This window comes from Shinella sp. HY16, assembly GCF_028534175.1.
Taxonomy (GTDB): domain Bacteria; phylum Pseudomonadota; class Alphaproteobacteria; order Rhizobiales; family Rhizobiaceae; genus Shinella.
In genome coordinates this window covers 1,587,057-1,607,702 of sequence record NZ_JAHYXL010000001.1, presented here as the reverse complement: position 1 = coordinate 1,607,702, position 20,646 = coordinate 1,587,057, and the positions used below count along the sequence as shown (strand labels likewise).

22 protein-coding genes are annotated in these 20,646 nt (G+C 63.8%); 7 read left to right on the top strand and 15 right to left on the bottom strand.

All coding sequences use genetic code 11. The features are described 5' to 3' along the window. Positions 1-30: 30 nt before the first annotated feature. The 4 genes from K0P03_RS08235 to K0P03_RS08220 all read right to left on the bottom strand — a co-directional run bounded on the left by K0P03_RS08235 (position 31) and on the right by K0P03_RS08220 (position 4,115). Positions 31-1,659 (bottom strand): CTP synthase, encoded by a 1,629-nt coding sequence (locus K0P03_RS08235; protein WP_037407662.1) that lies wholly within the window; start codon positions 1,657-1,659, stop codon positions 31-33. Between the two features lie 147 nt (positions 1,660-1,806). Beyond that, complete coding sequence (secG, locus tag K0P03_RS08230; protein ID WP_023514369.1) at positions 1,807-2,286, bottom strand: preprotein translocase subunit SecG; 480 nt, start codon at positions 2,284-2,286, stop codon at positions 1,807-1,809. Between the two features lie 120 nt (positions 2,287-2,406). Beyond that, complete coding sequence (gene tpiA / locus K0P03_RS08225) at positions 2,407-3,177, bottom strand: triose-phosphate isomerase (protein WP_023514370.1); 771 nt, start codon at positions 3,175-3,177, stop codon at positions 2,407-2,409. 53 nt (positions 3,178-3,230) lie between these two features. Then, positions 3,231-4,115 (bottom strand): alpha/beta hydrolase, encoded by an 885-nt coding sequence (locus K0P03_RS08220; RefSeq protein ID WP_272789334.1) that lies wholly within the window; start codon positions 4,113-4,115, stop codon positions 3,231-3,233. Positions 4,116-4,403: 288 nt separating this feature from the next. On the opposite strand from K0P03_RS08220, the gene parE reads away from it, so the two are divergent. After that, the gene (parE, locus tag K0P03_RS08215; RefSeq protein ID WP_130516045.1) at positions 4,404-6,461 is read left to right on the top strand and encodes a DNA topoisomerase IV subunit B; all 2,058 of its coding nucleotides are present in this window, start codon (positions 4,404-4,406) and stop codon (positions 6,459-6,461) included. Positions 6,462-6,531: 70 nt separating this feature from the next. After that, a complete protein-coding gene (locus tag K0P03_RS08210) occupies positions 6,532-6,957 on the top strand; it encodes a hypothetical protein (RefSeq protein WP_023515155.1) in 426 nt (141 codons plus the stop codon). A gap of 125 nt (positions 6,958-7,082) precedes the next feature. On the opposite strand, the gene K0P03_RS08205 is transcribed toward K0P03_RS08210, so the two are convergent. Then, positions 7,083-8,210 (bottom strand): DUF2336 domain-containing protein, encoded by a 1,128-nt coding sequence (locus K0P03_RS08205; RefSeq protein WP_037407658.1) that lies wholly within the window; start codon positions 8,208-8,210, stop codon positions 7,083-7,085. A 128-nt stretch (positions 8,211-8,338) separates the two neighbouring features. Here K0P03_RS08205 and K0P03_RS08200 point away from each other — a divergent pair, with 128 nt between their 5' ends. Beyond that, complete coding sequence (locus tag K0P03_RS08200; RefSeq protein ID WP_272789333.1) at positions 8,339-8,977, top strand: hypothetical protein; 639 nt, start codon at positions 8,339-8,341, stop codon at positions 8,975-8,977. Between the two features lie 10 nt (positions 8,978-8,987). Here the strand turns inward: K0P03_RS08200 and K0P03_RS08195 are convergent, their stop codons facing one another. Beyond that, positions 8,988-9,596 (bottom strand): flavin reductase family protein, encoded by a 609-nt coding sequence (locus K0P03_RS08195; RefSeq protein WP_272790459.1) that lies wholly within the window; start codon positions 9,594-9,596, stop codon positions 8,988-8,990. Positions 9,597-9,600: 4 nt separating this feature from the next. Next, positions 9,601-10,185 carry a nitroreductase family protein gene (locus K0P03_RS08190; protein WP_272789332.1) on the bottom strand — a complete coding sequence of 195 codons (585 nt, stop codon included), beginning with the start codon at positions 10,183-10,185 and terminating at the stop codon, positions 9,601-9,603. A gap of 100 nt (positions 10,186-10,285) precedes the next feature. Between K0P03_RS08190 and K0P03_RS08185 the strand changes: the two genes are divergently transcribed. After that, complete coding sequence (locus tag K0P03_RS08185) at positions 10,286-11,278, top strand: hypothetical protein (RefSeq protein WP_050743896.1); 993 nt, start codon at positions 10,286-10,288, stop codon at positions 11,276-11,278. On the opposite strand, the gene K0P03_RS08180 is transcribed toward K0P03_RS08185, so the two are convergent. The 5 genes from K0P03_RS08180 to K0P03_RS08160 form a co-directional block, all read right to left on the bottom strand. After that, positions 11,275-12,111, bottom strand: coding sequence for a lysophospholipid acyltransferase family protein (locus K0P03_RS08180; RefSeq protein ID WP_272789331.1), 837 nt, complete (start codon positions 12,109-12,111; stop codon positions 11,275-11,277). The genes K0P03_RS08185 and K0P03_RS08180 overlap by 4 nt on opposite strands. 75 nt (positions 12,112-12,186) lie before the next feature. Continuing rightward, positions 12,187-14,160 carry a threonine--tRNA ligase gene (gene thrS / locus K0P03_RS08175; protein WP_023515098.1) on the bottom strand — a complete coding sequence of 658 codons (1,974 nt, stop codon included), beginning with the start codon at positions 14,158-14,160 and terminating at the stop codon, positions 12,187-12,189. Between the two features lie 377 nt (positions 14,161-14,537). Beyond that, positions 14,538-15,371, bottom strand: a complete 834-nt coding sequence (locus tag K0P03_RS08170) for a hypothetical protein (RefSeq protein WP_156031964.1) — start codon at positions 15,369-15,371, stop codon at positions 14,538-14,540. A gap of 75 nt (positions 15,372-15,446) precedes the next feature. Then, positions 15,447-15,710, bottom strand: a complete 264-nt coding sequence (locus K0P03_RS08165) for a hypothetical protein (protein ID WP_156031962.1) — start codon at positions 15,708-15,710, stop codon at positions 15,447-15,449. A gap of 16 nt (positions 15,711-15,726) precedes the next feature. After that, a complete protein-coding gene (locus K0P03_RS08160; protein ID WP_156031960.1) occupies positions 15,727-15,933 on the bottom strand; it encodes a hypothetical protein in 207 nt (68 codons plus the stop codon). Positions 15,934-16,565: 632 nt separating this feature from the next. On the opposite strand from K0P03_RS08160, the gene K0P03_RS08155 reads away from it, so the two are divergent. Continuing rightward, the gene (locus K0P03_RS08155; RefSeq protein WP_229545406.1) at positions 16,566-16,976 is read left to right on the top strand and encodes a hypothetical protein; all 411 of its coding nucleotides are present in this window, start codon (positions 16,566-16,568) and stop codon (positions 16,974-16,976) included. Between the two features lie 7 nt (positions 16,977-16,983). Here the strand turns inward: K0P03_RS08155 and prmB are convergent, their stop codons facing one another. Beyond that, on the bottom strand, positions 16,984-17,901 hold the full coding sequence (gene prmB, locus K0P03_RS08150; protein ID WP_272789330.1) for a 50S ribosomal protein L3 N(5)-glutamine methyltransferase: 918 nt from the start codon (positions 17,899-17,901) through the stop codon (positions 16,984-16,986). A gap of 262 nt (positions 17,902-18,163) precedes the next feature. Here prmB and K0P03_RS08145 point away from each other — a divergent pair, with 262 nt between their 5' ends. Both K0P03_RS08145 and K0P03_RS08140 read left to right on the top strand, forming a co-directional pair. Continuing rightward, complete coding sequence (locus tag K0P03_RS08145) at positions 18,164-18,928, top strand: pseudouridine synthase (protein ID WP_272790458.1); 765 nt, start codon at positions 18,164-18,166, stop codon at positions 18,926-18,928. Positions 18,929-19,050: 122 nt separating this feature from the next. Beyond that, entirely contained in the window at positions 19,051-19,632 is a 582-nt protein-coding gene (locus K0P03_RS08140; protein WP_023517152.1) for a methyltransferase family protein, read from the top strand. A gap of 2 nt (positions 19,633-19,634) precedes the next feature. Here the strand turns inward: K0P03_RS08140 and K0P03_RS08135 are convergent, their stop codons facing one another. Both K0P03_RS08135 and yidD read right to left on the bottom strand, forming a co-directional pair. Then, the gene (locus tag K0P03_RS08135) at positions 19,635-20,162 is read right to left on the bottom strand and encodes a DUF1697 domain-containing protein (protein ID WP_023517153.1); all 528 of its coding nucleotides are present in this window, start codon (positions 20,160-20,162) and stop codon (positions 19,635-19,637) included. A 114-nt stretch (positions 20,163-20,276) separates the two neighbouring features. Next, entirely contained in the window at positions 20,277-20,642 is a 366-nt protein-coding gene (gene yidD / locus K0P03_RS08130; RefSeq protein WP_023517155.1) for a membrane protein insertion efficiency factor YidD, read from the bottom strand. Between the last annotated feature and the right edge of the window lie 4 nt (positions 20,643-20,646).

Genomic DNA, 20,646 nt, shown 5'->3' with positions numbered 1-20,646 from the left:
CCGACCGGGAAGGAGAGGCTTGCATGCTGCCTAGACGAGGCGGCTCTGCTCCAGGGCCGCTTCCACGAAGCTTGCGAAGAGCGGGTGCGGATCGAGCGGCCGACTCTTCAGCTCCGGATGGTACTGCACACCGATGAACCACGGATGGTCGGGATACTCCACCGTCTCCGGCAGCACGCCATCCGGCGACATGCCGGAGAAGACAAGGCCGCAGCCTTCGAGCCGGTCCTTGTAGTCGACATTCACCTCGTAGCGGTGGCGGTGGCGCTCGGAAATCTCCGTCGAACCGTAGATATCGGCGATCTTCGTGCCGCCCTTCAGCGCCGCGCGATAGGCGCCGAGGCGCATCGTGCCGCCGAGATCGCCGGAAGCCGACCGCTTCTCCAGCTCGTTGCCCTTCACCCATTCCGTCATCAGGCCGACGACGGGTTCAGCCGTCTTGCCGAATTCCGTGGACGAGGCCTTTTCGAGACCGGCAAGATTGCGTGCCGCTTCCACGACCGCCATCTGCATGCCGAAGCAGATGCCGAAATAGGGCACCTTGCGCTCGCGGGCAAAACGCGCCGCATTGATCTTGCCTTCCGAACCACGCTCGCCGAAACCGCCGGGAACGAGGATGCCGTGCACCTTCTCGAGATACGGCGCCGGATCCTCCTTCTCGAAGACCTCCGACTCGATCCATTCGAGCTTCACCTTGACGTGGTTGGCGATGCCGCCGTGATACAGCGCCTCGATCAGCGACTTGTAGGCGTCCTTGAGGCCGGTATACTTGCCGACGATGGCGATCGTCACCTCGCCCTCGGGCGTCTTGATGCGATCGGAGACGTTCTGCCAGGCTTCGAGCCGCGGCTTGGGCGCCGGCTCGATGCCGAAGGCGGCAAGTACTTCGTCGTCCAGGCCTTCCTTGTGGTAGGCAAGCGGCACGTCGTAAATCGACGCGACGTCGAGCGCCTGGATGACGGCAGTCGCACGAACGTTGCAGAACAGCGAAAGCTTCTTGCGCTCGGCTTCCGGAATTTCGCGGTCGGCACGCACCAGCAGGATATCCGGATGGATGCCCATCGCCTGCAATTCCTTGACGGAGTGCTGCGTCGGCTTGGTCTTGAGCTCGCCGGCTGCCGGAATATAGGGCATCAGTGTCAGGTGGACATACACGGCCGTGCCGCGCGGCAGGTCGTTGCCGAGCTGGCGGATCGCCTCCATGAAGGGCATGGCCTCGATGTCGCCCACCGTGCCGCCGATCTCGCAGATCACGAAGTCGTAGTCGTCATTGCCTTCGGTAACGAAATTCTTGATCTCGTTGGTCACGTGCGGAATGACCTGCACGGTCGCGCCGAGATAATCGCCGCGGCGTTCCTTGTCGATGATGTTCTTGTAGATGCGACCGGTGGTGATGTTGTCGGTCTTGGTGGCCGAGCGACCGGTAAAGCGCTCGTAGTGGCCGAGGTCGAGGTCGGTTTCCGCGCCGTCGTCGGTGACGAACACCTCGCCGTGCTGGGTCGGGCTCATCGTGCCCGGGTCAACGTTGAGATAGGGGTCGAGCTTGCGCAGGCGAACGCGGTAACCGCGGGCCTGCAGGAGAGCTCCGAGTGCAGCGGCGGCAATGCCTTTTCCGAGGGAGGAAACCACGCCGCCTGTGATGAATACATATCGCGCCATGGGAGTCACCGGATACCTTTTCAAAATCGATTCCGCCACCGAAAAATCACCTTGGGCGTGATTTCGGAAGGCGCAATCGGCGTTTTACACAAGAAGAAGGCCGGTTGGATTTCGCCAACCGGCCGGTTTGTTTTCAGTCCTTGCGGCTTACTGGCCGCTCGGGACGCCGGAGTTCTGCTCCGTGCCCGTTGCAGCGCCCGTGCCGGTGCCCGTCGTGGACGTGTTGCCGGTGCCGGTTGCTGCGCCGCCTTCGGTCGGAACGGCATCGGTGCCGGTCGTCGCGGGCGTCTGGTTGGTCGTGTTGTTGTTCTGGGTGCCCTCGCCCTGCGATGCGCCGCCGAGTGCGTCGAGAACGCCGCCCGTGCCCGTGGTGCCGGGGATACGGTCGAGAATGTCCGTCGGCTGCGTCTCGTAGCGGGCGAGGATGCCCATGCCGAGCGCCAGGACGAAGAACAGCGTGGCAAGGATCGCCGTGGTGCGCGTCAGGGCATTGGCCGTGCCGCGCGCCGACATGAAGCCGGAGCCGCCACCGATGCCGAGGCCGCCGCCTTCAGACCGCTGGATCAGCACGACGCCGATCAGCGCGACGACGACCATGAGATAGATGACGAGCAAGATGGTCTGCATGTTTTCGGTATCCCGGCCAGATGGCCCAAATGTCAGGTTTGCGGCTCAATATACCAAGCCGCGCACCATTCCAAGCCCTAGGTGTCGATCCGTCTGCCCTTTTCGGGCCGACGGAAGGGATCAGGCGGTCAGCGCTTCGTATGCGCGGTAGATGGCGAGGAAATCGTCGGATTTCAAGCTCGCCCCGCCGATCAGCGCGCCGTCGACATTGGCGACGCCCATCAGTTCCTGTGCATTGCCCGGCTTCACCGAGCCGCCATAGAGGATGCGCATCTTGGTGCCCTCGCCGGCAAAACGGCCGGCCAGCTCCGCGCGCATGAAGGCGTGCGCTTCCTCGACGTCACCGGCCGTCGGCGTCAGGCCGGTGCCGATCGCCCAGACGGGCTCATAGGCGATCACGGTGTTTTCTGCCGTTGCGCCATCCGGCACGGAGGCTGCAAGCTGCGTCTTCAGCACGTCGAGCGTCTTGCCCGCCTTGCGCTCGTCGCCGGTCTCGCCGATGCAGATGATCGCGACGAGGTCGTTCGCATAGGCGATCTCCGCCTTGGCACGCACCAAAGCGTCGCTTTCCTTGTGGTCGGTGCGGCGCTCGGAATGGCCGACGATGACATGGGTGCCGAAGCAGTCGGCGATCATTTCCGCCGAGACGTCGCCGGTATGGGCGCCGGAGGCCTTTTCGTGGCAGTCCTGCGCGCCGATCATCAGCGGACTGTCGTCGCAGAGCGCCGTCGCGACATAGAGCAGCGTCGCCGGCGGGCAGATCAGCGTCTCGACCTTGTCGGAAAGCGGCCCCTTCACGCCTTCGGCCATCGCCTTGATCTGGTCGAGCGATGCGCGCGTGCCGTTCATCTTCCAGTTCCCGGCAACGAGCGGGGTTACATCCGGTGTCATGAGACCTCCCTGTCCTTGAAATTCGCGTGGTTTGCGGCGTAGCAAATCGGCGCCTATTGCGCAAACAACCAGTTGAGCGTCTCGCGCCAGTCGGTCATGCGCACGGGCGTGCCATGCCCGCCGGTCTGGAACAGCACGAAGCGCGCCGGCACACCGGCCTTGCGCAGCCGGCGGAACACCGCGATCTGGTCGTTTGCGGCATAGACGCTGTCGCTGTCGCCATGGGTGAAGAACACCGGCAGCTTCGCCTTGAAGGCCGGCGTCTTGCCGTAGTCGCCGTCCGCCGCCCCGCCCATCAGCACCATGCCGGCAAGGCTTTTCACCGCCGCCGGATCGCGCGCCACGCGGGCGCAGATGAAGCTGCCCATCGAGGCACAGGCGAGGATGACCGGGGCATCCGGCGACAGCGCCTTGGCCGTCAGGATTAGGCCGGAGATGCGCGCGGCGCCCTTGTCGTCGAAGGAGGGAACGCTCGGGGCGTAATAGACCCCGCCATTCTGCAGGGCGAGGTTCTTCAGCCGGTTGAAATTGCCGCCGAAATTCCAGTCGTTGTTGCCGAGCCGCCGGTCGCCGCCGCGGCCATGGATGAAGATGACCGTGAAGGCCGCGCCCTCCCCCTTGCCGGTCATCGCGACGTCGATCGGCCCGGCCGGCGTGTCGATCGTCACATTCTTCTGCGCCTTCTTCACCGCGGTCGAGACATAGGCCGCCTTCACCCGGCGCTCCGGCACCTGGTCACGACCGTTGATGTCGCGCAGTTCCTGGTAGTCGACGACCGTGAGCGCCCCGTCGTCGCTCGTCTCCACAACGGTGCCGTAGCCGAACAGGTCGTCTTTCCAGGGCTTCAGGCTCAGCGCCGCCGCCTCGCCGGCCACCGAGCAGGCAAGGGCCGCGGCCAAAAACAGCCGGGAAAGGCAATGAACTGTGGACTGACGCATGAACTGTGGCTCCCTGGAGGCTGCGATACTTGCCATCCGCCCGCCCGCAACGCAATCCTCCGCCAGCGGTTGGCGCGGCTTGGCGCATCCTTGAGGCCGGTCAGACCATCCGGCATCGCACGAATGCGGCCGAAGGCGGACGGGGCGGCACGCCGTCCCGGCATCGCGAAAGCCCACGGAATCTGGCAGAGTCGCAAGTGATTCGCTAAACGACATTTTTTGCGCCAGACCCCGGTCCGTCACCGACCGGCGGAGAAACTGGCAAACGGAACAAAATCTGAACGGCCCATGCAAGACGACAGCAACGACCTCTTCGCCAACATGCCCTCCCAGCCCGCCACGCCGCCGGTCGAAAAGCCCGCTGTGGCGGCCGCCCCTGCCCGCGAGGCGCGCCCTGCCCCGCCGAGCGAAGGCACCGGCGGCTACGACGCCTCGGCGATCCGCGTGCTGGAAGGCCTCGAACCGGTCCGCATGCGCCCCGGCATGTATATCGGCGGCACGGACGAGAAGGCGCTGCACCACCTCTTCGCCGAAGTCATCGACAACTCGATGGACGAGGCCGTCGCCGGCCACGCCAATTTCATCGAGGTCAATCTCGATGCCGAAGGCTACCTGTCCGTCACCGACAACGGCCGCGGCATCCCGGTCGAGAACCATCCCCAGATGCCGGGCAAGTCGACGCTGGAGGTCATCCTCACGGTCCTGCATGCCGGCGGCAAGTTCGACGGCAAGGCCTACGAGACCTCGGGTGGCCTGCACGGCGTCGGCGTCTCGGTCGTCAACGCCCTCTCCGACCATCTCGAGGTCGAGGTCGCCCGCAACAAGAAGCTCTACCGCCAGCGCTTTTCGCGCGGCAAGCCGGTCGGCGGCCTGGAGGAGCTCGGTGACGTGCACAACCGCCGCGGCACCAAGGTGCGCTTCCATCCGGACCCGGAAATTTTTGGCGCACACGCCCATTTCGATCCGGCCCGCGTCTTCCGCATGGCCCGGTCCAAGGCCTATCTCTTCGGCGGCGTCGAGATCCGCTGGAGCTGCGACCCGTCGCTGCTGCCCGAGGGTTCGGAAACGCCGGAAAAGGCGGTCTTCCACTTCCCCGGAGGCCTCAAGGATTATCTCCAGGCGACGCTCGGCAAGGACTACACCGTCACCCGCGAGATCTTTGCGGGCAAGAGCGAGAAATCGGGCGGCCACGGCTCGCTGGAATGGGCCGTCACCTGGTACGGCGGCGATTCGCTGATCCACTCCTACTGCAACACGATTCCAACGGCCGACGGCGGCACGCACGAGGCAGGCCTGCGCATCGCGCTCACCAAGGGCCTGAAGAATTATGCCGAGCTGACGCAGAACAAGCGTGCCGCCGCCATCACCACCGACGACGTGATGATCTCGGCCGTCGGCATGCTCTCCGTCTTCATCCGCGAGCCGGAATTCGTCGGCCAGACGAAGGACAAGCTTGCCAGCGTCGAAGCCCAGCGCATCGTCGAGAACGCGCTGCGCGACCCCTTCGACCACTATCTCGCCGACAATCCGGGCGAAGCGGCAAAGCTGCTCGACTGGGTGATCGAGCGTGCCGAAGAGCGCCTGCGCCGCCGCAAGGAAAAGGAAGTCAGCCGCAAGACCGCCGTGCGCAAGCTGCGCCTGCCGGGAAAGCTGGCCGACTGCTCGCAGAATTCCGCCGAAGGCGCCGAACTCTTCATCGTCGAAGGCGATTCGGCCGGCGGCTCGGCCAAACAGGCGCGCAACCGCGCCAACCAGGCGATCCTCCCGCTCCGCGGCAAGATCCTCAACGTCGCCAGCGCCGGCCGCGAAAAACTCGGCGCCAACCAGCAGATCTCCGACCTGGTGCAGGCGCTCGGCTGCGGCACGCGCTCGAAGTACCGCGAGGACGACCTGCGTTATGAACGCGTCATCGTGATGACCGACGCCGACGTCGACGGTGCGCACATCGCCTCGCTGCTCATCACCTTCTTCTATCAGGAAATGCCCGACCTCATCCGTGGCGGCCATCTCTATCTCGCCGTGCCGCCGCTTTACCGCCTCAGCCAGGGCGGCAAGACGCTCTATGCCCGCGACGACCCGCATCGCGAGGAACTGATGCGCACCGTGTTCAACGGCCGCGGCAAGGTGGAGATCGGCCGCTTCAAGGGCCTCGGCGAGATGCTGCCGGCGCAGCTCAAGGAAACCACGATGGATCCGTCGAAGCGCACGCTTTTGAAAGTGGCGATCGACGACGTCGATTTCGAGGGCACCCGCACCGCCGTGGACGACCTGATGGGCACCAAGCCGGAAGCCCGCTTCCGCTTCATCCAGGAACGGGCCGTCTTCGCCGACAATCTCGACATCTGAGGTTGCGGCGCCATATTTTCGCGGCAATGCGTTCCTCTAACCGTCAGGAACAAACCCGGAAAGGACGGCCATGAAAGCTGCGCTCATCGTCATGACGATCATGGGCTGCGACGACAGCGCGACCCAGTGCCACTATATCGACACGGTCGGCAAGAGCTGGCAGACCGTGGCGCTGTGTGATGCGCAGGCCGAAACCTTTATCAACCGCCACCAGGACAAGAACTATCCGGTCATCGTGGCGGTTTGCGAAAGTTCCGGCGATCGGATCACCGCCGATGCTGCCGAACCGTCCCCCGACGAGATGCCGGCCGCGACCACGGCCGAGGTTCCCGTGCCCGCCCAGACCGCCGAGGCCAAGCAGGGCCTTGCCACCCGCGCCCTGAACTTCGTGAAGCAGGCCATTCCCGACAAGGCCGCCCTGAAGACCGCCGTCACCACCCCGGTGCGTTACGCCGAGGATGGTTATTCCTGGGTGGTCAAGCGCTTCGCCGATTAGAGCGATTCCAGCAAAAATGCCAGGCGAATTTTCGTCATTAACTGCGTAAAAACAATTGGTTATAACAATTCCCAGTTCAGGGAACTGCGGAAATACGCCGGGGATTTTTCGAATACCGCCCTGGCCTAAGCCGCTTCGCGTGCGGCGATGAGGGCGTAGCTGCGCGCCGTCTGGCGCTGCTCGGCGATGGCCAGCCGCTCGACGAGTTCCAGCATGGACTGGCAGGCGGCATCGTCCGCCGCGCGGGCTCGGGAGAGCAGGCGTTCGGAAACCGACGGCCCGTCGTCCTCGCCCTTCGCCTCGCGCCGCCAGAGCATCGTCGCCTCTGCAAAGAGTGCGCTGACGTCCCGGCCGAGGCCGGCGGTCTCGTAGAGGGCACGCACTGCCGCCTCGCGGCCGTCGGAAAGGATGGAGCGGACGCGCCGCTCCGCCTGGCCGGAGAGATCGGTGATGGCGGCCGCAAAGAACTCGACTCGCCCCGTGCAGAGCGCGTGCATCAGGAAGACCGGCGTCAGCCGGCCGGTCAGACGCAGGTGCTCGACAAGTGCCGGCATCTCGGCAGCCGGGACCTCGCCGGCCATGCCGATCGTCGCGACATCGCAGGCCTCGCGCGTGATGCGCTCGACACGGCTCGTGCCGACCGCCGCCTGGATGAGCCCGAAACCGGCCAGCGCCGTGCCGATCTTCTCCACCAGCGCATGGCGCGCATCGCTCGGCAGGTCGTCGCGGTCGAGCAGCAAGGCACGGATTTCCGCATCGTCGCCGAGGCGGTCCACGATGCGCGTCAGGCTGCGCCGGGAGAGCACGGCGCCCTCGTTCTCCAGCAGCGCCAGCACGTCGGCCCCATCGCCGATTTCCGCCAGCGCCGCCGAAACGGCGCGCGAGACAAAAGCACGATGGGCGATCAGCATACGCGTCGTCGCGCTGCCCTTGGCAGCGAGATCGACAAGGTCGGCATCCGTCAGCACCGACGAACGCAGGATGATATGGGCGGCGATTTCCGGCTGGTCTTCCGCCAGCGGCAGGATGACGGCGCGCGGCGCCTCCTCGCAGTCGGCAAGCGCTTCCGCGAGGGCCAGCCGTACCTTCGGCGCTGGATCGTCAAGCAGGAAGATCATCGCCATCTCCGCGCCGTGGCGGTCATCCGCCGAAATGCGCGCCCGTGCGTAAGCCCGCGCCAACACGCTGGCCGCCTTGGCCCGGTCGGCTGCCCGTGCGGTCTCGACCCAACGGAGAAAAGCATGAACGATCAATGGACGCCCCAAACGCCTGCAAAACGCTACTGGAAACACGCTAGCGCCAAAGTGTTTAAGATTGGTTCACCATACCCGTTAACCGGTTCGTCATTGCCATTCCCAGGCGCAAAGCCCTATGAAAAGACATGGTACCGCTGCCCCACGCCCTTTTCGAAGCGACCGAAACGCCCTTTCCCCTTCCCAAAGGGTGCGGCGTACTGGTGCGCGCCGGCGACTCACAGACAAAAGGCAACATCGTCATCGTCGATACGACGATCGATCTCGCAACCCTCCGCTACATCATCGGTAGCGGCGCTGCCGCCATCGCCCTCGCCGGCTGGCGAACCGGCGCTGACCTCCAGCGCCTCGCCGCCCTCCTGTCCGTCGCAGAAGCCGAGGAAGGCCGGGGGGACGGCGCCACCCCCGTCCTGGCGATCACCGACGGCATTCTGCCCGCCCCCGTCTCGCGCGAGGGCGTTGCGGGCAAAACCATGCGGCTTGCCGCCCTGGTTTGGGACCAGCGCGCGCTGAAGCGCACCCTCGGCGCAACCTGTGCCCTCACCGCATCAGACGAATGGATCGCCCCCTTCGCCGCAGCCCGCGCCGCAACCCTTCTCACCGCCGCTGTCGCCGGCGTTCCTGCCTTTGATTCGTTTCCGGATCTGACGGGAGCAGCACTGGAACGGGCCTGCGAACACTCACGAGACGAGGGCTTCTTCGGTGGTTTCGCGGTCGATACGGCGCAAGTTGCGCCGATCGGGACGATTTACGGCCGCAACCGCTGAGGCTCAGGCCTCACCCCGCCTTGGGCCGCATCATGGCAAAGACATCCGCTCCGCCGTCGCTATAATCCATATAGCCCATGCGGGCGAGCGGGCGCGCGGCGGCCATGTCGATCATGCCGTCGCGCAGGATTTCCGGGCTGATATGGATGCCGACCACCTGGCCGAACACCACCCAGTTGTCCGTCTCCCGCCCATCGGTATCGACGGGGCGGAAGGACTGCGTCATCCGGCACTCCAGCGCCGCATGGGCCTCGCCGACATAGGGCGCATCGACAAGGCGGCCGGTGACGGGCGTAAGGCCGGCGAGCGCGAATTCGTCGACGCCTCGCGGCACGGCAGCAGAGCTGGCATTCATCGCCTCGGCGAGATGCCGGCCGGCCAGCGAGCAGGTGAAGACGCCGGTTTCCTCGATGTTGCGCACGCTGTCCTTGTGGCCGCTCGAGGAGAACATCACCAGCTTCGGCCTGTCGCTCACCGCGTTGAAGAACGAATAGGGCGCCAGGTTGCGCCGCCCGTCCGCCGCCTTGGTGCCGATCCAGCCGATCGGGCGCGGCGCGACGATCGCCTTGAACGGATCGTGCTTCAGGCCGTGGGCGTTTTCCGCCGTCTCGTAGAACAGCGCGTCAGGTGTCATCGCCGACCCATGTGACGATCTCGGCAAGCTCCGGCCGCGGCCGCTCGGTCGGCGGCACGGTGGGCGTGCCGATATGGATGAAGCCGGCGACCTTCTCACCCTCGGCAACGCCGAGGATCGGATAGGCGCGTTCGTCGAAGGCGTACCATTCGGTCAGCCAGTTCGAGGCGAAACCATGTGCATTCGCCGCCATGACGAGGTTGAGGCAAACGGCGCCGGCCGACATCACCTGCTCCCATTCCGGGATCTTGAAATGCGGCGCGGCGCGGCTGACGACGGCGACCACCACCGGCGCGCGGCTGAGCCGTGTGTTCTCCACCTTGACCATCTCCTCGGAAAGGTCCGGCTTGTCCTCCATCGCGATCCTGGCAAGTGCCTCGCTGATGCGCCAGCGCGCCGCGCCGCGATAGACGATGAAGCGCCAGGGGGCGAGCTTTCCGTGATCCGGCACGCGCGAGGCGAGCGTCAGCATCGCCTCCAGCTCGCCCTTCGAGGGGCCCGGCTCGCTCATCTGGAAGGCGGGGATAGACCGGCGGGTCGAAAGATAATCGATCAGCTTGATTTCGGTTTTCATCGGGAGGGAGTTCCAATACCTTGGCGCGCGACGCGGCCTTGAAAATGCCATTAGCCGGGTCTCCAAGTGGAGCCTTACAGTCAGGAAGTCAACCGTCCCCATGCGCATGCCCCTCCCTCCCGCCCTTGTCGCGAGCCTTGCCGTGGCCGGCCTTGTCCTGTCGCTCGCCCCGGCCCGCGCGCAGGAGGCGCTGGACAGCTTTTCGCAGGTCACCACGCCCATGAAGGGCGGCAAGCTCACCTCGTTCAACCCGATCGTGACGGGCGAGGCGACGCCGGCGAACCTTCGGGACGTAACCTGCGAGGCGCTTCTGACCCGGGACGGCAGCCCCATGCAGCACGGGCTGACCTGGCGCGTCTTCTCGCCGATCCCCGGCGCCGACGGCAAACTGCCGCTGCTCGCCACCTCCGAGGGCGGCTCGGCCGCCTTCCAGCTGGTGCCGGGCGAGTATTTCGTCAACGTCGCCTTCGGCCGCGCCGGCGCCACCAAGAAGCTGGTCGTTCCCGATACGGGCGATGTCGACAAGCAGGTCATGGTGCTCGATGCCGGCGGCATCATGCTGAACGCGGTTTCCGGTTCGGACGTGCGCATTCCCCCGAAGGAGCTCAGCTTCTCGATCTTCGCCGCCGAGGTGCGCGAGGACGGCGAGCGCAACCTCGTCGTTGCCGAGGTGAAGCCGAATTCCGTCGTGCGCCTCAATGCCGGCACCTATCACGTCGTTTCCGACTACGGCACGGTCAACGCCGTCATCCGCGCCGACATCCAGGTCGAGGCCGGCAAGCTGACGCGCGCCACCATCCAGCACCGCGCCGCAAAGCTTACGCTGAAACTCGTCTCCGAGCCCGGCGGCGAGGCTATCGCCGATACGGCCTGGTCGATCCTGACCTCCTCGGGCGACACGGTCAGCGAAAGCGTCGGCGCGTTCCCGACGCTCGTCCTTGCCGAAGGCAGCTACATCGCCGTCGCCCGCAACAAGAACCGCATCTACCAGCGCGATTTCGCGGTAAAGGCCGGCGTCAACACGGATGTGGAAGTGCTGCTCGACGAGAACGCCAACGAGCAGAAGGCGGCGGCGGAAGACGTCGTGGACTAACCAGCGCGCCGCAAGAACGGCTTCTGCCGCGGCGCCATCGCGAACACGGCCTCGTAGAGCCGCGCGGTAATGTTCTTCCGGTCGCCCGCATCCAGCTCCGCCCAGGCAATGACGCCGCCGATGCGCGCGGCGATCGTCGAGCCCGAAAGCTTGCGGAACTCGCGGATCAGCAGCGACAGGCGCAACGTCAGCGAGACCTTGCTGACGAGGTGGAAGAGCCGCCCGTTCTGCCCCTCGAAATAGACGGGGATGACATTCGCCTTGGCCGACTGGATCAGCTTGGCCGGAAACATCTTCCACGGCAGGTCCTCCGCCCGCCCGAACACCTTCTTCGCCGTCGCAACGCCCCCCGCCGGGAACACGATGACCGTCGTGCCCTCCTTCAGGAGCCGCACCGCCTCCGCACGCGTCTTCATGTTGAGCGCCAGCGCCTCCTTCGTCTCCTCGAAGGAGACCGGCAGCGCATAGGGCTGCATTTCCGGCACTTTCAGGAGGTCGTTGTGGATCATCACCCTGAACGGCCGGCCGAGCTGTTCGGCAAGCGCCAGGACGGCAATGCCGTCGCCGATGCCGAAGGGATGGTTGGCGACGATGACGACCGGCCCCTCGGGCAGGTCCGGCGGCGGCCAGGAGCCCTCCACGCGCAGCCCGACATTGATGAGGTCGAGCATGTCGCCGAACACCCGCGCGCTCTGCCCGACGACGGAGCTGCGCCAGATGTCATAGAGCCGGGCGTAGCGGTTGCGGCCGCCAAGACCTTCCATGGAGCGGATGAACCACCGTTTGAGGCGCGGATCGTTTTCGTTGGCGTAGGAGAGTTCCCTGAACCGCACGGCGTTCCCCAAAAAAATAATCCCGCGCTTACTAGCACGGGATCATTGCAGTTTTCCGACAGTCCTTTTGGCGCGTCACGCCTTGCCGAGCTTGCGCTTGACGTCCGGCGGGGTCGCCTCCAGTGACAGCATCGCGATCGCCTCGTCGAGCGACATTGCCGTCTGGTTCTGCGAACCGAGGCGGCGGATGTTGACGGAGCGTTCCTCCGCCTCGCGCTTGCCGCAGACGACGATGACCGGCACCTTGGTCACCGAATGCTCGCGGACCTTGTAGTTGATCTTCTCGTTGCGGAAGTCGGTCTCGACGACCAGGCCGGCATCCCGCAGCTTTTCGGCCACCTCGCGGCCATAGTCGTCCGCCTCCGAGGTGATGGTCGCCACCACCACCTGCATCGGCGCGATCCACAGCGGCATGTGCCCGGCAAAGTTCTCGATGAGAATGCCGAGGAAACGCTCCATCGAGCCGCAGATGGCGCGGTGGATCATCACCGGCTGCGTCTTGTCGGAGTTCTGGTCGATATAGAAGGCGCCAAAGCGTTCCGGCAGGTTGAAGTCGACCTGCGTGGTGCCGCACTGCCATTCGCGGCCGATGGCGTCCTTCAGCGTATATTCGAATTTCGGCCCGTAGAACGCGCCCTCACCCGGCAGGATGCCGGTCTTGATGCGCCCGCCGGACTGCGCCTCGATCTCCTTCAGCACGTCCATCATGACGCTTTCCGCCCGGTCCCACAAAGCATCGGAACCGACGCGCTTTTCCGGCCGGGTCGAAAGCTTCACGACCACCTCGTCGAACCCGAAATCCTTGTAGACCGAGAGGATGAGGTCGTTGATGCGCAGGCATTCCGCCGCCATCTGCTCGTCGGTGCAGAAAACGTGCGCATCGTCCTGCGTGAAGCCGCGCACGCGCATCAGCCCGTGCAGCGCACCCGAGGGTTCATAGCGATGCACATTGCCGAATTCCGCAAGCCGCACAGGCAGTTCGCGATAGGACTTCAAGCCATGCTTGAAGATCTGCACATGCCCCGGGCAGTTCATCGGCTTCAGCGCGAAGACGCGCTCGTCGTCGGTCTCGTCGCCGGCAACGGTCACCTTGAACATGTTGTCGCGATACCAGCCCCAGTGGCCGGAGGTTTCCCACAGCGACTTGTCGAGCACCTGCGGCGCGTTCACCTCTTCATAGGTGCCGGCAAGCCGGCGGCGCATATAGGCGACGAGCGTCTGGAACATGCGCCAGCCCTTGCCGTGCCAGAACACGACGCCCGGTCCCTCCTCCTGGAAATGGAACAGGTCCATTTCGCGGCCGAGCCGGCGATGGTCGCGCTTTTCGGCCTCGGCGAGGATGTTGAGATAGGTGTCGAGCTCCTCCTGCGTGCGCCAGGCGGTGCCGTAGATGCGCGTCAGCATCGGATTGTTGCTGTCGCCGCGCCAATAGGCGCCCGCGACCTTCATCAGCTTAAAGGCCGTGCCGATCTGGCCGGTCGCGGCCATGTGCGGCCCGCGACACAGGTCGAACCAGTCGCCCTGGTAATAGATTTTCAGGTCCTGCCCCTCGGGGATCGCATCGACCAGCTCGACCTTGTACTTTTCGCCCTTGGAAGCAAAAACCTCCTTCGCCTTGTCGCGCGACCACACTTCCCGGGTGAAGGGCTTGTTGCGCTGGATGATCTCCTTCATGCGCTTTTCGATCTTCGGCAGATCGTCGGGCGTAAAGGGCTCGTCCTTGGCAAAGTCGTAATAGAAGCCGTTGTCGATGACCGGGCCGATGGTCACCTGCGTGCCCGGCCAAAGCTCCTGCACGGCCTCGGCCATCACATGGGCGGCGTCGTGACGGATCAGCTCCAGCGCGCGGTCGTCCTCGCGGGTGACGATCTCGATCCGGCCGTTCGAAACGGTCTCGGAGAGATCGCGCAGCTCGCCATCGAGCGCAATGGCGATCGCCTTCTTGGCCAGCGACTTGGAAATCGCCTCGGCCACATCACGGCCCGTCGAGCCCGCGGGATAGTCGCGGACGGAACCATCAGGGAAAGTGAGGGAAACGGGTGCAGACATCAAAAATCTCCTATCCAGTCCCGCCAACGAATGCGGGTGGTATGCGAGGGTAAGTGGCCGGATGCGCCGGCGCGTTGCGGAGGGCGGTATACGGGGATTTTTTGGGGATTGGAAGGGGCACGAAATAAAGGGAGTGGGGTGGCCCAAACCGAGCTTGGACTATTGCAAATTAGCTAATTGTGCATTCCTCAAAGCCAGAAAAACAACTGTACCTTCAAGCAAAATCTTCAGGTCATCATTATCAATCTCGCTTTTCGCAGTGAATCCTGTTTTTTTCAAACTGCGGCGGGCGCTCGAACAATGTAAGTAATTATTGATATTTTTTTGCGTAAAGAATGAATTTGGAAACATCACATCCAAGGATTTTCAGCGTAGTTTCAAAAGCCGTAAATCCACTCCATAAGGGCATTAGCTTGGTCGGGCGCACCCTTATCATCATCCGAGTAGACCAAAACCAAGACTGGTGATAGCGCCTTTGAAGTATCGCACTTAAACTGATCGTATTTTTTATATTCCAAAAAATTGTCATCACAACCATCTTCAGAGTAATCAGGCTGAAAGACAAATACATAATTCATGTATCCTCCAGGCCTGCCAAAATAACATGGCTCAGATACCTTAAAAGCATACCTAGCATGCCCCTCACCGATAGTTTCCGAACCGCAAAGATCCGGCATATCTTGGAATTTTATATCACCAAGATTGTAAAAATACTCATAATTCCCACGAATCTCCCTCCCCATGTTCAGCATCGGGACTCGTGCTTTGTCGAGCTTCTCGCTTGCGTAAACCGCCACCCAAGATATTTCCCCCGACTTTCCTTGGCTTACAAAAAAATCAACCTCTTTTCCTTCAAACCAATAAACGTCATCTATGAATTTTGCAGGGGCACCAAAGACCTCCCTTACCTTCTCAATAGTTGTAGTGAAATCAAACCTATCAAGAAAATTTCTTTGGATTTCAGCTTGCCCTTCACTGGGATTTGAGACGATCGATTTAATGCATTCGGTGTATAGACGGTAGCCTTCGAGTTTATCCTTCTCGGGTAGAAGCTCCATAAACCCGGTTTGCGTCTTAAGTTTTGCGAAACCTTTACTTTGCTGCCCTTGATAGAGCCCTTTTATTGAGCCTACGAGGTCAGCGTCAAACTCGGTGGATGCGCCGCTGGCACATGCAGTCAGCATGCCCATAAAAACTTCTGTATCAGGCATCTGAGCTGACACCTGCCGCACTACCATCAAGGATGGAATTATAAAAGTAAGAGCGAGGATAAGCCAGCGCATCGATCAACTTGCCAATAAATTACTTATACAGCCTAGATACTGTTTGTAATTATCACCATCCGGAAGATACTTCGCTATGCTGGGAATTATATCCTGAACAGCTTTTCCTTGTGTCGCTTCACCTTCATATAATGATTTTAGGGAGCCTTTGAGATTTGCGTCGATTTGCACAGAGGAACCAGCTCCACATACCGTCATCGCGTTCATAAAGTCCGCTGTACTTGGCGCAGCTATAATTTTATTAGGAGACAAGGCGACTGTGAGCACTATCAAAATCCTTCGGCTACTTAGCATTTGTTGTACCTCCACCCAGTATTGCCGAAAGTGCACCAACCAAAGCTGCAACACCTATTTTAAAGCCCTCAGTTGCAGCACCGACCAGATGGACGCTCGCGTTCGGTCCAAGAAAATCGCCGACAATGATGAGCGCAGCGCACAAAGAGATGATAATAAAAAAAATTGTCACAACTGATCGTTGCCTGCCGCTCACGCCTCCCCCCCCTTTATTAAGCACGCCTAGATTGAATAATATACTACGAGGGCGTATCGTCAATAGATACCATCAGTCGGCTTTGAGATTGAAATAAGAGATGCCCTTTTGGTCTACTTCCGAGAAAACCGGGAATTTAACGCTCGAAATCCGCTTCGATTTTCCCCACCCCCAAAACCCCGCATATCCTAAACCTCCTTCCGCCGCCGGACGGATCGCGTAACGTGTCGATGCGGGCGGGAGGAGGCGCTTTCGTTTTCGGCCGAAACGTACGGCAGGGGCGGAAGAGGCGCGAAACGCTGCGGAAATGCGAATTTCCGTCGTGACAGGCTTCCCCCTTCCCCGGGTCTTGCGGGGTCGGTTTGGGTCCGCCATGCAAGCAGGATGGCGGCGCATGTCCCCGAAAAGCGCCAACACACTGCGCAGCGAAGCCGTTTTGCGCCTGAAGGAGACCGGACCGTCTCCGAAGAACGCCTTGGGCCGCGCGAAAGCGATGCCGCACATCCCATATCCCTGAGGCATCGCTTTCGCGCGGTTCTCCGGACATGAGCAAACCCGAGGGAGCGCCTGCGGGGCGTTTTCGCACGCCCGCAGGCAAGGCCGGAATGGCCGCGACATGAAAGGCAGGAGCGATGGACGAGCTGAAGGACGTAGCGACCACGATGAGCGCGCTGGAGCGCCGGCACATACGGCGCGTCCAGCCGGAACTTCGCGCAGCGGCGACGGAAGCCGGCCACCACCGCACCTGCCGCCTGCCGAAATGCCGGCGGGCCAAGCGCTGCACCGGTTGCTATCCCGCCGACGAGATCGCCACGACCTTCTTCAAGACCTTTCCGCCCTGCGTGCGCGACGACGCCACGCAGGCGAGCCTGCTTGCCGGCTGGGAAGTGCTCTGCGAGCGCTACGAACAGGCAATGCTCGCCGCCGGCCATACGCAGGAGGCGCTGGACCGGCTCGGCGAAGAGCGAAACCGCGCCCTGGAGGAGGACGACGACTGGCCGGAGGATCCCCTCTGCCCGCCGCCCCGCAACGCCGTCGCGTGAGACGGGATCAGGAAACGCCGAGCGCTTCGGCGGAAATCCAGAAGACCGCGTCCTGCGATTGCTCCGTTTCCAGCCAGATGAACTCCAGATGCGGGAATTCCTCCTCCAGAATCTCGCGGCCCGAGCCGATCTCGCAGATCATGCCGCCGCCGGGATTGAGGTGATCGGCCGCCCCGGCAAGGATTCTTCGCACGAGGTCGAGCCCGTCTTCGCCGCCGTCATGCGCCATGACGGGCTCGGCGCGGAATTCCGGCGGGTAGCCGGCAAGCGCGTCATGGTCGACATAGGGCGGATTGGTGATGATGAGGTCGTAGGTGCGGCCGGAAAGCGGGGCGAAGAGATCGCCCTCAAGAAGCGTCACCTGGTCCTCGACGTCGTGTTCGGCAAGGTTGCGCTTGGCGACCTCCAGTGCATCGGCCGACAGGTCCACCGCATCGACGCTTGCCTGCGGGAAGAACTTTGCCGCGAGCACCGCAAGGCAGCCCGAGCCCGTGCAGATGTCGACGGCGCTTTCCACCAGCATCGGATCGGGCAGGAAGGACGAGCCGTGTTCGCCGAGATATTCGGAAAACAGGATCTCGCCGATATGCGAGCGCGGCACGATCACCCGCTCGTCGACAAAAAAGCGCACGCCCTGAATATAGGATCGGCCGGTGAGGTACGCCGAGGGCTTGCGCGTCGCAACGCGCGCCTCGATGCGGGACGCAAGCAGGTTCCGCTCGGCCGGCAGCAGGCGGGCGTCGAGGAAGGGATCGAGCGTGTCGATCGGCAGGTCGAGCGTGTCGAGAAGCAGGAAGGCCGCGTCGTCGCCGGCCGTCGTCGTGCCGTGGCCGTAGCTGAGCTCGGCCGCATTGAAGCGGGAGATCGCGTAGCGCCAGTAGTCGCGCAGCGTGACGAGTTCGGATGTGATGTCGTCCTGGGTCAACGGCGGCCTCGCTTCGGATATCCTGTTGGCGGGCGCAATTCCGGCAAAAACGTGCAACGGTCTTGTCTTTGGACTTGCGCAGGAAACGAACAGGGCCTTCCGCCAGCCGCGGGCGAGCGGAAAGGCTCTGGACGAACCCGGCTTTAGAATGGCATGGGCAGGCCGGTCAACCGCGACGATCAGGGGTTTTGCACGCAGCATGGCGAAAGACAGAGGCAAAGGGCAGAAACCGGCGCCCGCCCGCAAGGCAGCGGCCGCCCCGATGGCGCGCGCGCCCGCGCGACCCGCCGCCCCGCCCGCCGGCAAGCGTGCCACCCTGCCCCGCGCGCTTTCCAAGCTCGGCTTCTGTTCGCGCACGGAGGCGGAAGCGCTGATTTCAGCCGGCCGCGTCGCCGTCGCCGGCCATGTCGTCACCGATCCCGAAACCTGGATCGACCTTGCCGACGCGCGCATCACGGTGGACGGGACGGCGGTCCTTGCGGAAAAGCCGGTCTATCTCATGCTCAACAAGCCGCGCGGTCTCGTCACCACGCGCAGCGATCCCGAGGGGCGGCCGACGGTGTTCGACTGCCTGAAACATCTCGATCCCGCGCATCTCTCCCCCGTCGGCCGGCTCGACAAGGCGAGCGAGGGCCTTCTGCTCTTCTCCAACGACACGGACTTCGCCAACGCCCTGCTCGACCCGAAGACGCATGTCGCCAAGACCTATCACGTCCAGATCGACCGCCTCGCCGACCAGCCGATGCTCGACGCGCTCATCGCGGGCGTCCACCACGACGGCGAGTTTTTGCGCGCGAAGGCCGTGCGCAGGCTCCGGGAGGGCGAACGGAACGCCTGGCTGGAAATCATGCTCGACGAGGGCCGCAACCGCCAGATCCGCCGCATGCTGGAAGCGCAGGGCATCGCGTGCCTGCGCCTCGTGCGCGTCGCCATCGGTGACCTGGCGCTCGGCGATCTGGAAAAGGGCGCCGTGCGCGCGCTGACGGAGGCGGAGGTGAAGGGCCTCAGGCGGCTCGTCCGGCGCTGAGCGCGGCGACGGCTGTTTTCCCCGCACCGCCAGTTGGCCGCATACTGGGCGCGGGGCGCCGGCCTTGACTCTCCAGTCACTGGAGGTTGCAGACTGGTCGAGGCCAAGCCCGGAGATCCGACATGCCGTCCCTGCCCCTTCTTTCCGCGACCCTCATGGGCGTCTATCTCGCCGCCTTCCTCGCCCTGACGGCGCGTTCGGCGCGGGCAGCGGAGCGGCCGGCCTGGCTGTTCGGCCTCGGCGGGCGCCAGGGCCTGCCCGCCTTGCTCTTCCGCCTGAGTTTTGCCGGCGCTCTTGTCTATCCCGCGCTTCTGGCCGCAGGCCTGCCGCCGGCGCCGGCGCTTGTCGATCCGTCCTTGCCGGTCCGCCTCGCCGGCCTGCTGCTGGCGCTCGGCGGCGGCGCCTTCGCCGTCCATGCCCAGCACCATATGGGCACGTCCTGGCGCATCGGCTCAGCGGCGGGCCATTCCGGCGCCATCGTCGATACGGGGCCGTTTCGCCTGTCGCGCAATCCGGTCTTCGTCGGGCAGGTGATGCTCCTTGCGGGCTTCGCCATCACCCGGCCCGATGCGGTCCAGCTCGCGCTCACGGCCGTGCTGGTGCTCGCCGTCCGGCTCCAGGTGCGGGTGGAGGAGGATGTGCTGGCCCAGGATCTCGGCGCGGCCTATCGCGCCTACCGGCAGCGTGTCCCCCGGTGGCTGTGAGGTCAGGCGAGCATGGCCGCAAGGCCGTTGACCGTGTTGGCATTGCGCAGGGTGCCGATACCGAGCTTCTTCGTCGTCAGATGCGACAGGAGCCTCGTCTCGCTCGGCTTTTGCGAAAAGTCGATCCAGAGATCGCCGTCGACGATGGCGAGGCGGATGCCGGGCGCTGCAATGCCTTCGAGTTTCGGCAAGATCTCCAGCCCCAGCGGCTTGCGCATGACGCGGATGCCGACATCCGCTCCGTTGCCGTCGGCAAAAGGATTGCCGGCCGCGACGCGCCGCCAGTCCTCCGCGCTGCGCAGGATGATGTCGACATGTTTTCCGAAGCGCGCATGGAACGCCGTTTCCAGCTGCTCCTCGATGGCGGAAAGCGGCGCATCGTCGCCCTCGAAGATCAGGTTGCCGGTAGCAACCAGCGTGCGCGTGTTGCGAAAACCGAGGCCTTCCGCCATGGCCCTGAGATCGGCCATGACAAGCCGTCGGTCCGGGCCGAGCACGATGGAATGCAGGAGAGCGACATAGACCGTCATACGTGCCAGAACTCCCGTACGGCATGTGGCGGGCAGTCGATCACATGGGGATCGACGAAAACGGCGTCGAAATCGCGCGAGGCCTGGCGGTATTCCATCCGAACCGACATGGCGTCACCCTCTCCCGGCCGATATGCGCCACAGCCGCCACGGCGCCCACCAGCGCAAACGCGGCTCCAGCACCTCCGGTACGGGATCGAAACCATGGGTGCCGCCGGGGCCGCAGCGGGCAACGCGGAACAGCGCCAGGAAGCCACCCCGCCACAGGCCATGGCGGGCGACGGCCTCATAGCCGTATTCCGAGCAGGTCGGCAGGTGGCGGCAGGCATTGCCGATGAAGCCGGAAAGCGTCAGCTGGTAGAGGCGGATGAAGCCCATGCCGACGAGGCGGCCCGGCGTCCGGCGGAACGGCCCCTGCCAGTTGCGGCCCCGATGGACGGGCCGCGCGCCGGCATGCCGGCAGTCGGGCGCATCGCACATCGCC

Bases quoted from the DNA above. Each gene is read 5' to 3' on its own strand.
- thrS (WP_023515098.1), bottom strand. From the start codon at position 14,160: ATGTCTGCACCCGTTTCCCTCACTTTCCCTGATGGTTCCGTCCGCGAC.
- K0P03_RS08140 (WP_023517152.1), top strand. From the start codon at position 19,051: ATGCCGTCCCTGCCCCTTCTTTCCGCGACCCTCATGGGCGTCTATCTC.
- tpiA (WP_023514370.1), bottom strand. From the start codon at position 3,177: ATGACACCGGATGTAACCCCGCTCGTTGCCGGGAACTGGAAGATGAAC.
- K0P03_RS08210 (WP_023515155.1), top strand. From the start codon at position 6,532: ATGAAAGCTGCGCTCATCGTCATGACGATCATGGGCTGCGACGACAGC.
- parE (WP_130516045.1), top strand. From the start codon at position 4,404: ATGCAAGACGACAGCAACGACCTCTTCGCCAACATGCCCTCCCAGCCC.
- K0P03_RS08135 (WP_023517153.1), bottom strand. From the start codon at position 20,162: ATGACGGTCTATGTCGCTCTCCTGCATTCCATCGTGCTCGGCCCGGAC.
- K0P03_RS08220 (WP_272789334.1), bottom strand. From the start codon at position 4,115: ATGCGTCAGTCCACAGTTCATTGCCTTTCCCGGCTGTTTTTGGCCGCG.
- K0P03_RS08200 (WP_272789333.1), top strand. From the start codon at position 8,339: ATGGTACCGCTGCCCCACGCCCTTTTCGAAGCGACCGAAACGCCCTTT.
- K0P03_RS08155 (WP_229545406.1), top strand. From the start codon at position 16,566: ATGGACGAGCTGAAGGACGTAGCGACCACGATGAGCGCGCTGGAGCGC.
- yidD (WP_023517155.1), bottom strand. From the start codon at position 20,642: ATGTGCGATGCGCCCGACTGCCGGCATGCCGGCGCGCGGCCCGTCCAT.
- K0P03_RS08170 (WP_156031964.1), bottom strand. From the start codon at position 15,371: ATGCCTGATACAGAAGTTTTTATGGGCATGCTGACTGCATGTGCCAGC.
- K0P03_RS08235 (WP_037407662.1), bottom strand. From the start codon at position 1,659: ATGGCGCGATATGTATTCATCACAGGCGGCGTGGTTTCCTCCCTCGGA.
- secG (WP_023514369.1), bottom strand. From the start codon at position 2,286: ATGCAGACCATCTTGCTCGTCATCTATCTCATGGTCGTCGTCGCGCTG.
- K0P03_RS08190 (WP_272789332.1), bottom strand. From the start codon at position 10,185: ATGAAAACCGAAATCAAGCTGATCGATTATCTTTCGACCCGCCGGTCT.
- K0P03_RS08145 (WP_272790458.1), top strand. From the start codon at position 18,164: ATGGCGCGCGCGCCCGCGCGACCCGCCGCCCCGCCCGCCGGCAAGCGT.
- K0P03_RS08185 (WP_050743896.1), top strand. From the start codon at position 10,286: ATGCGCATGCCCCTCCCTCCCGCCCTTGTCGCGAGCCTTGCCGTGGCC.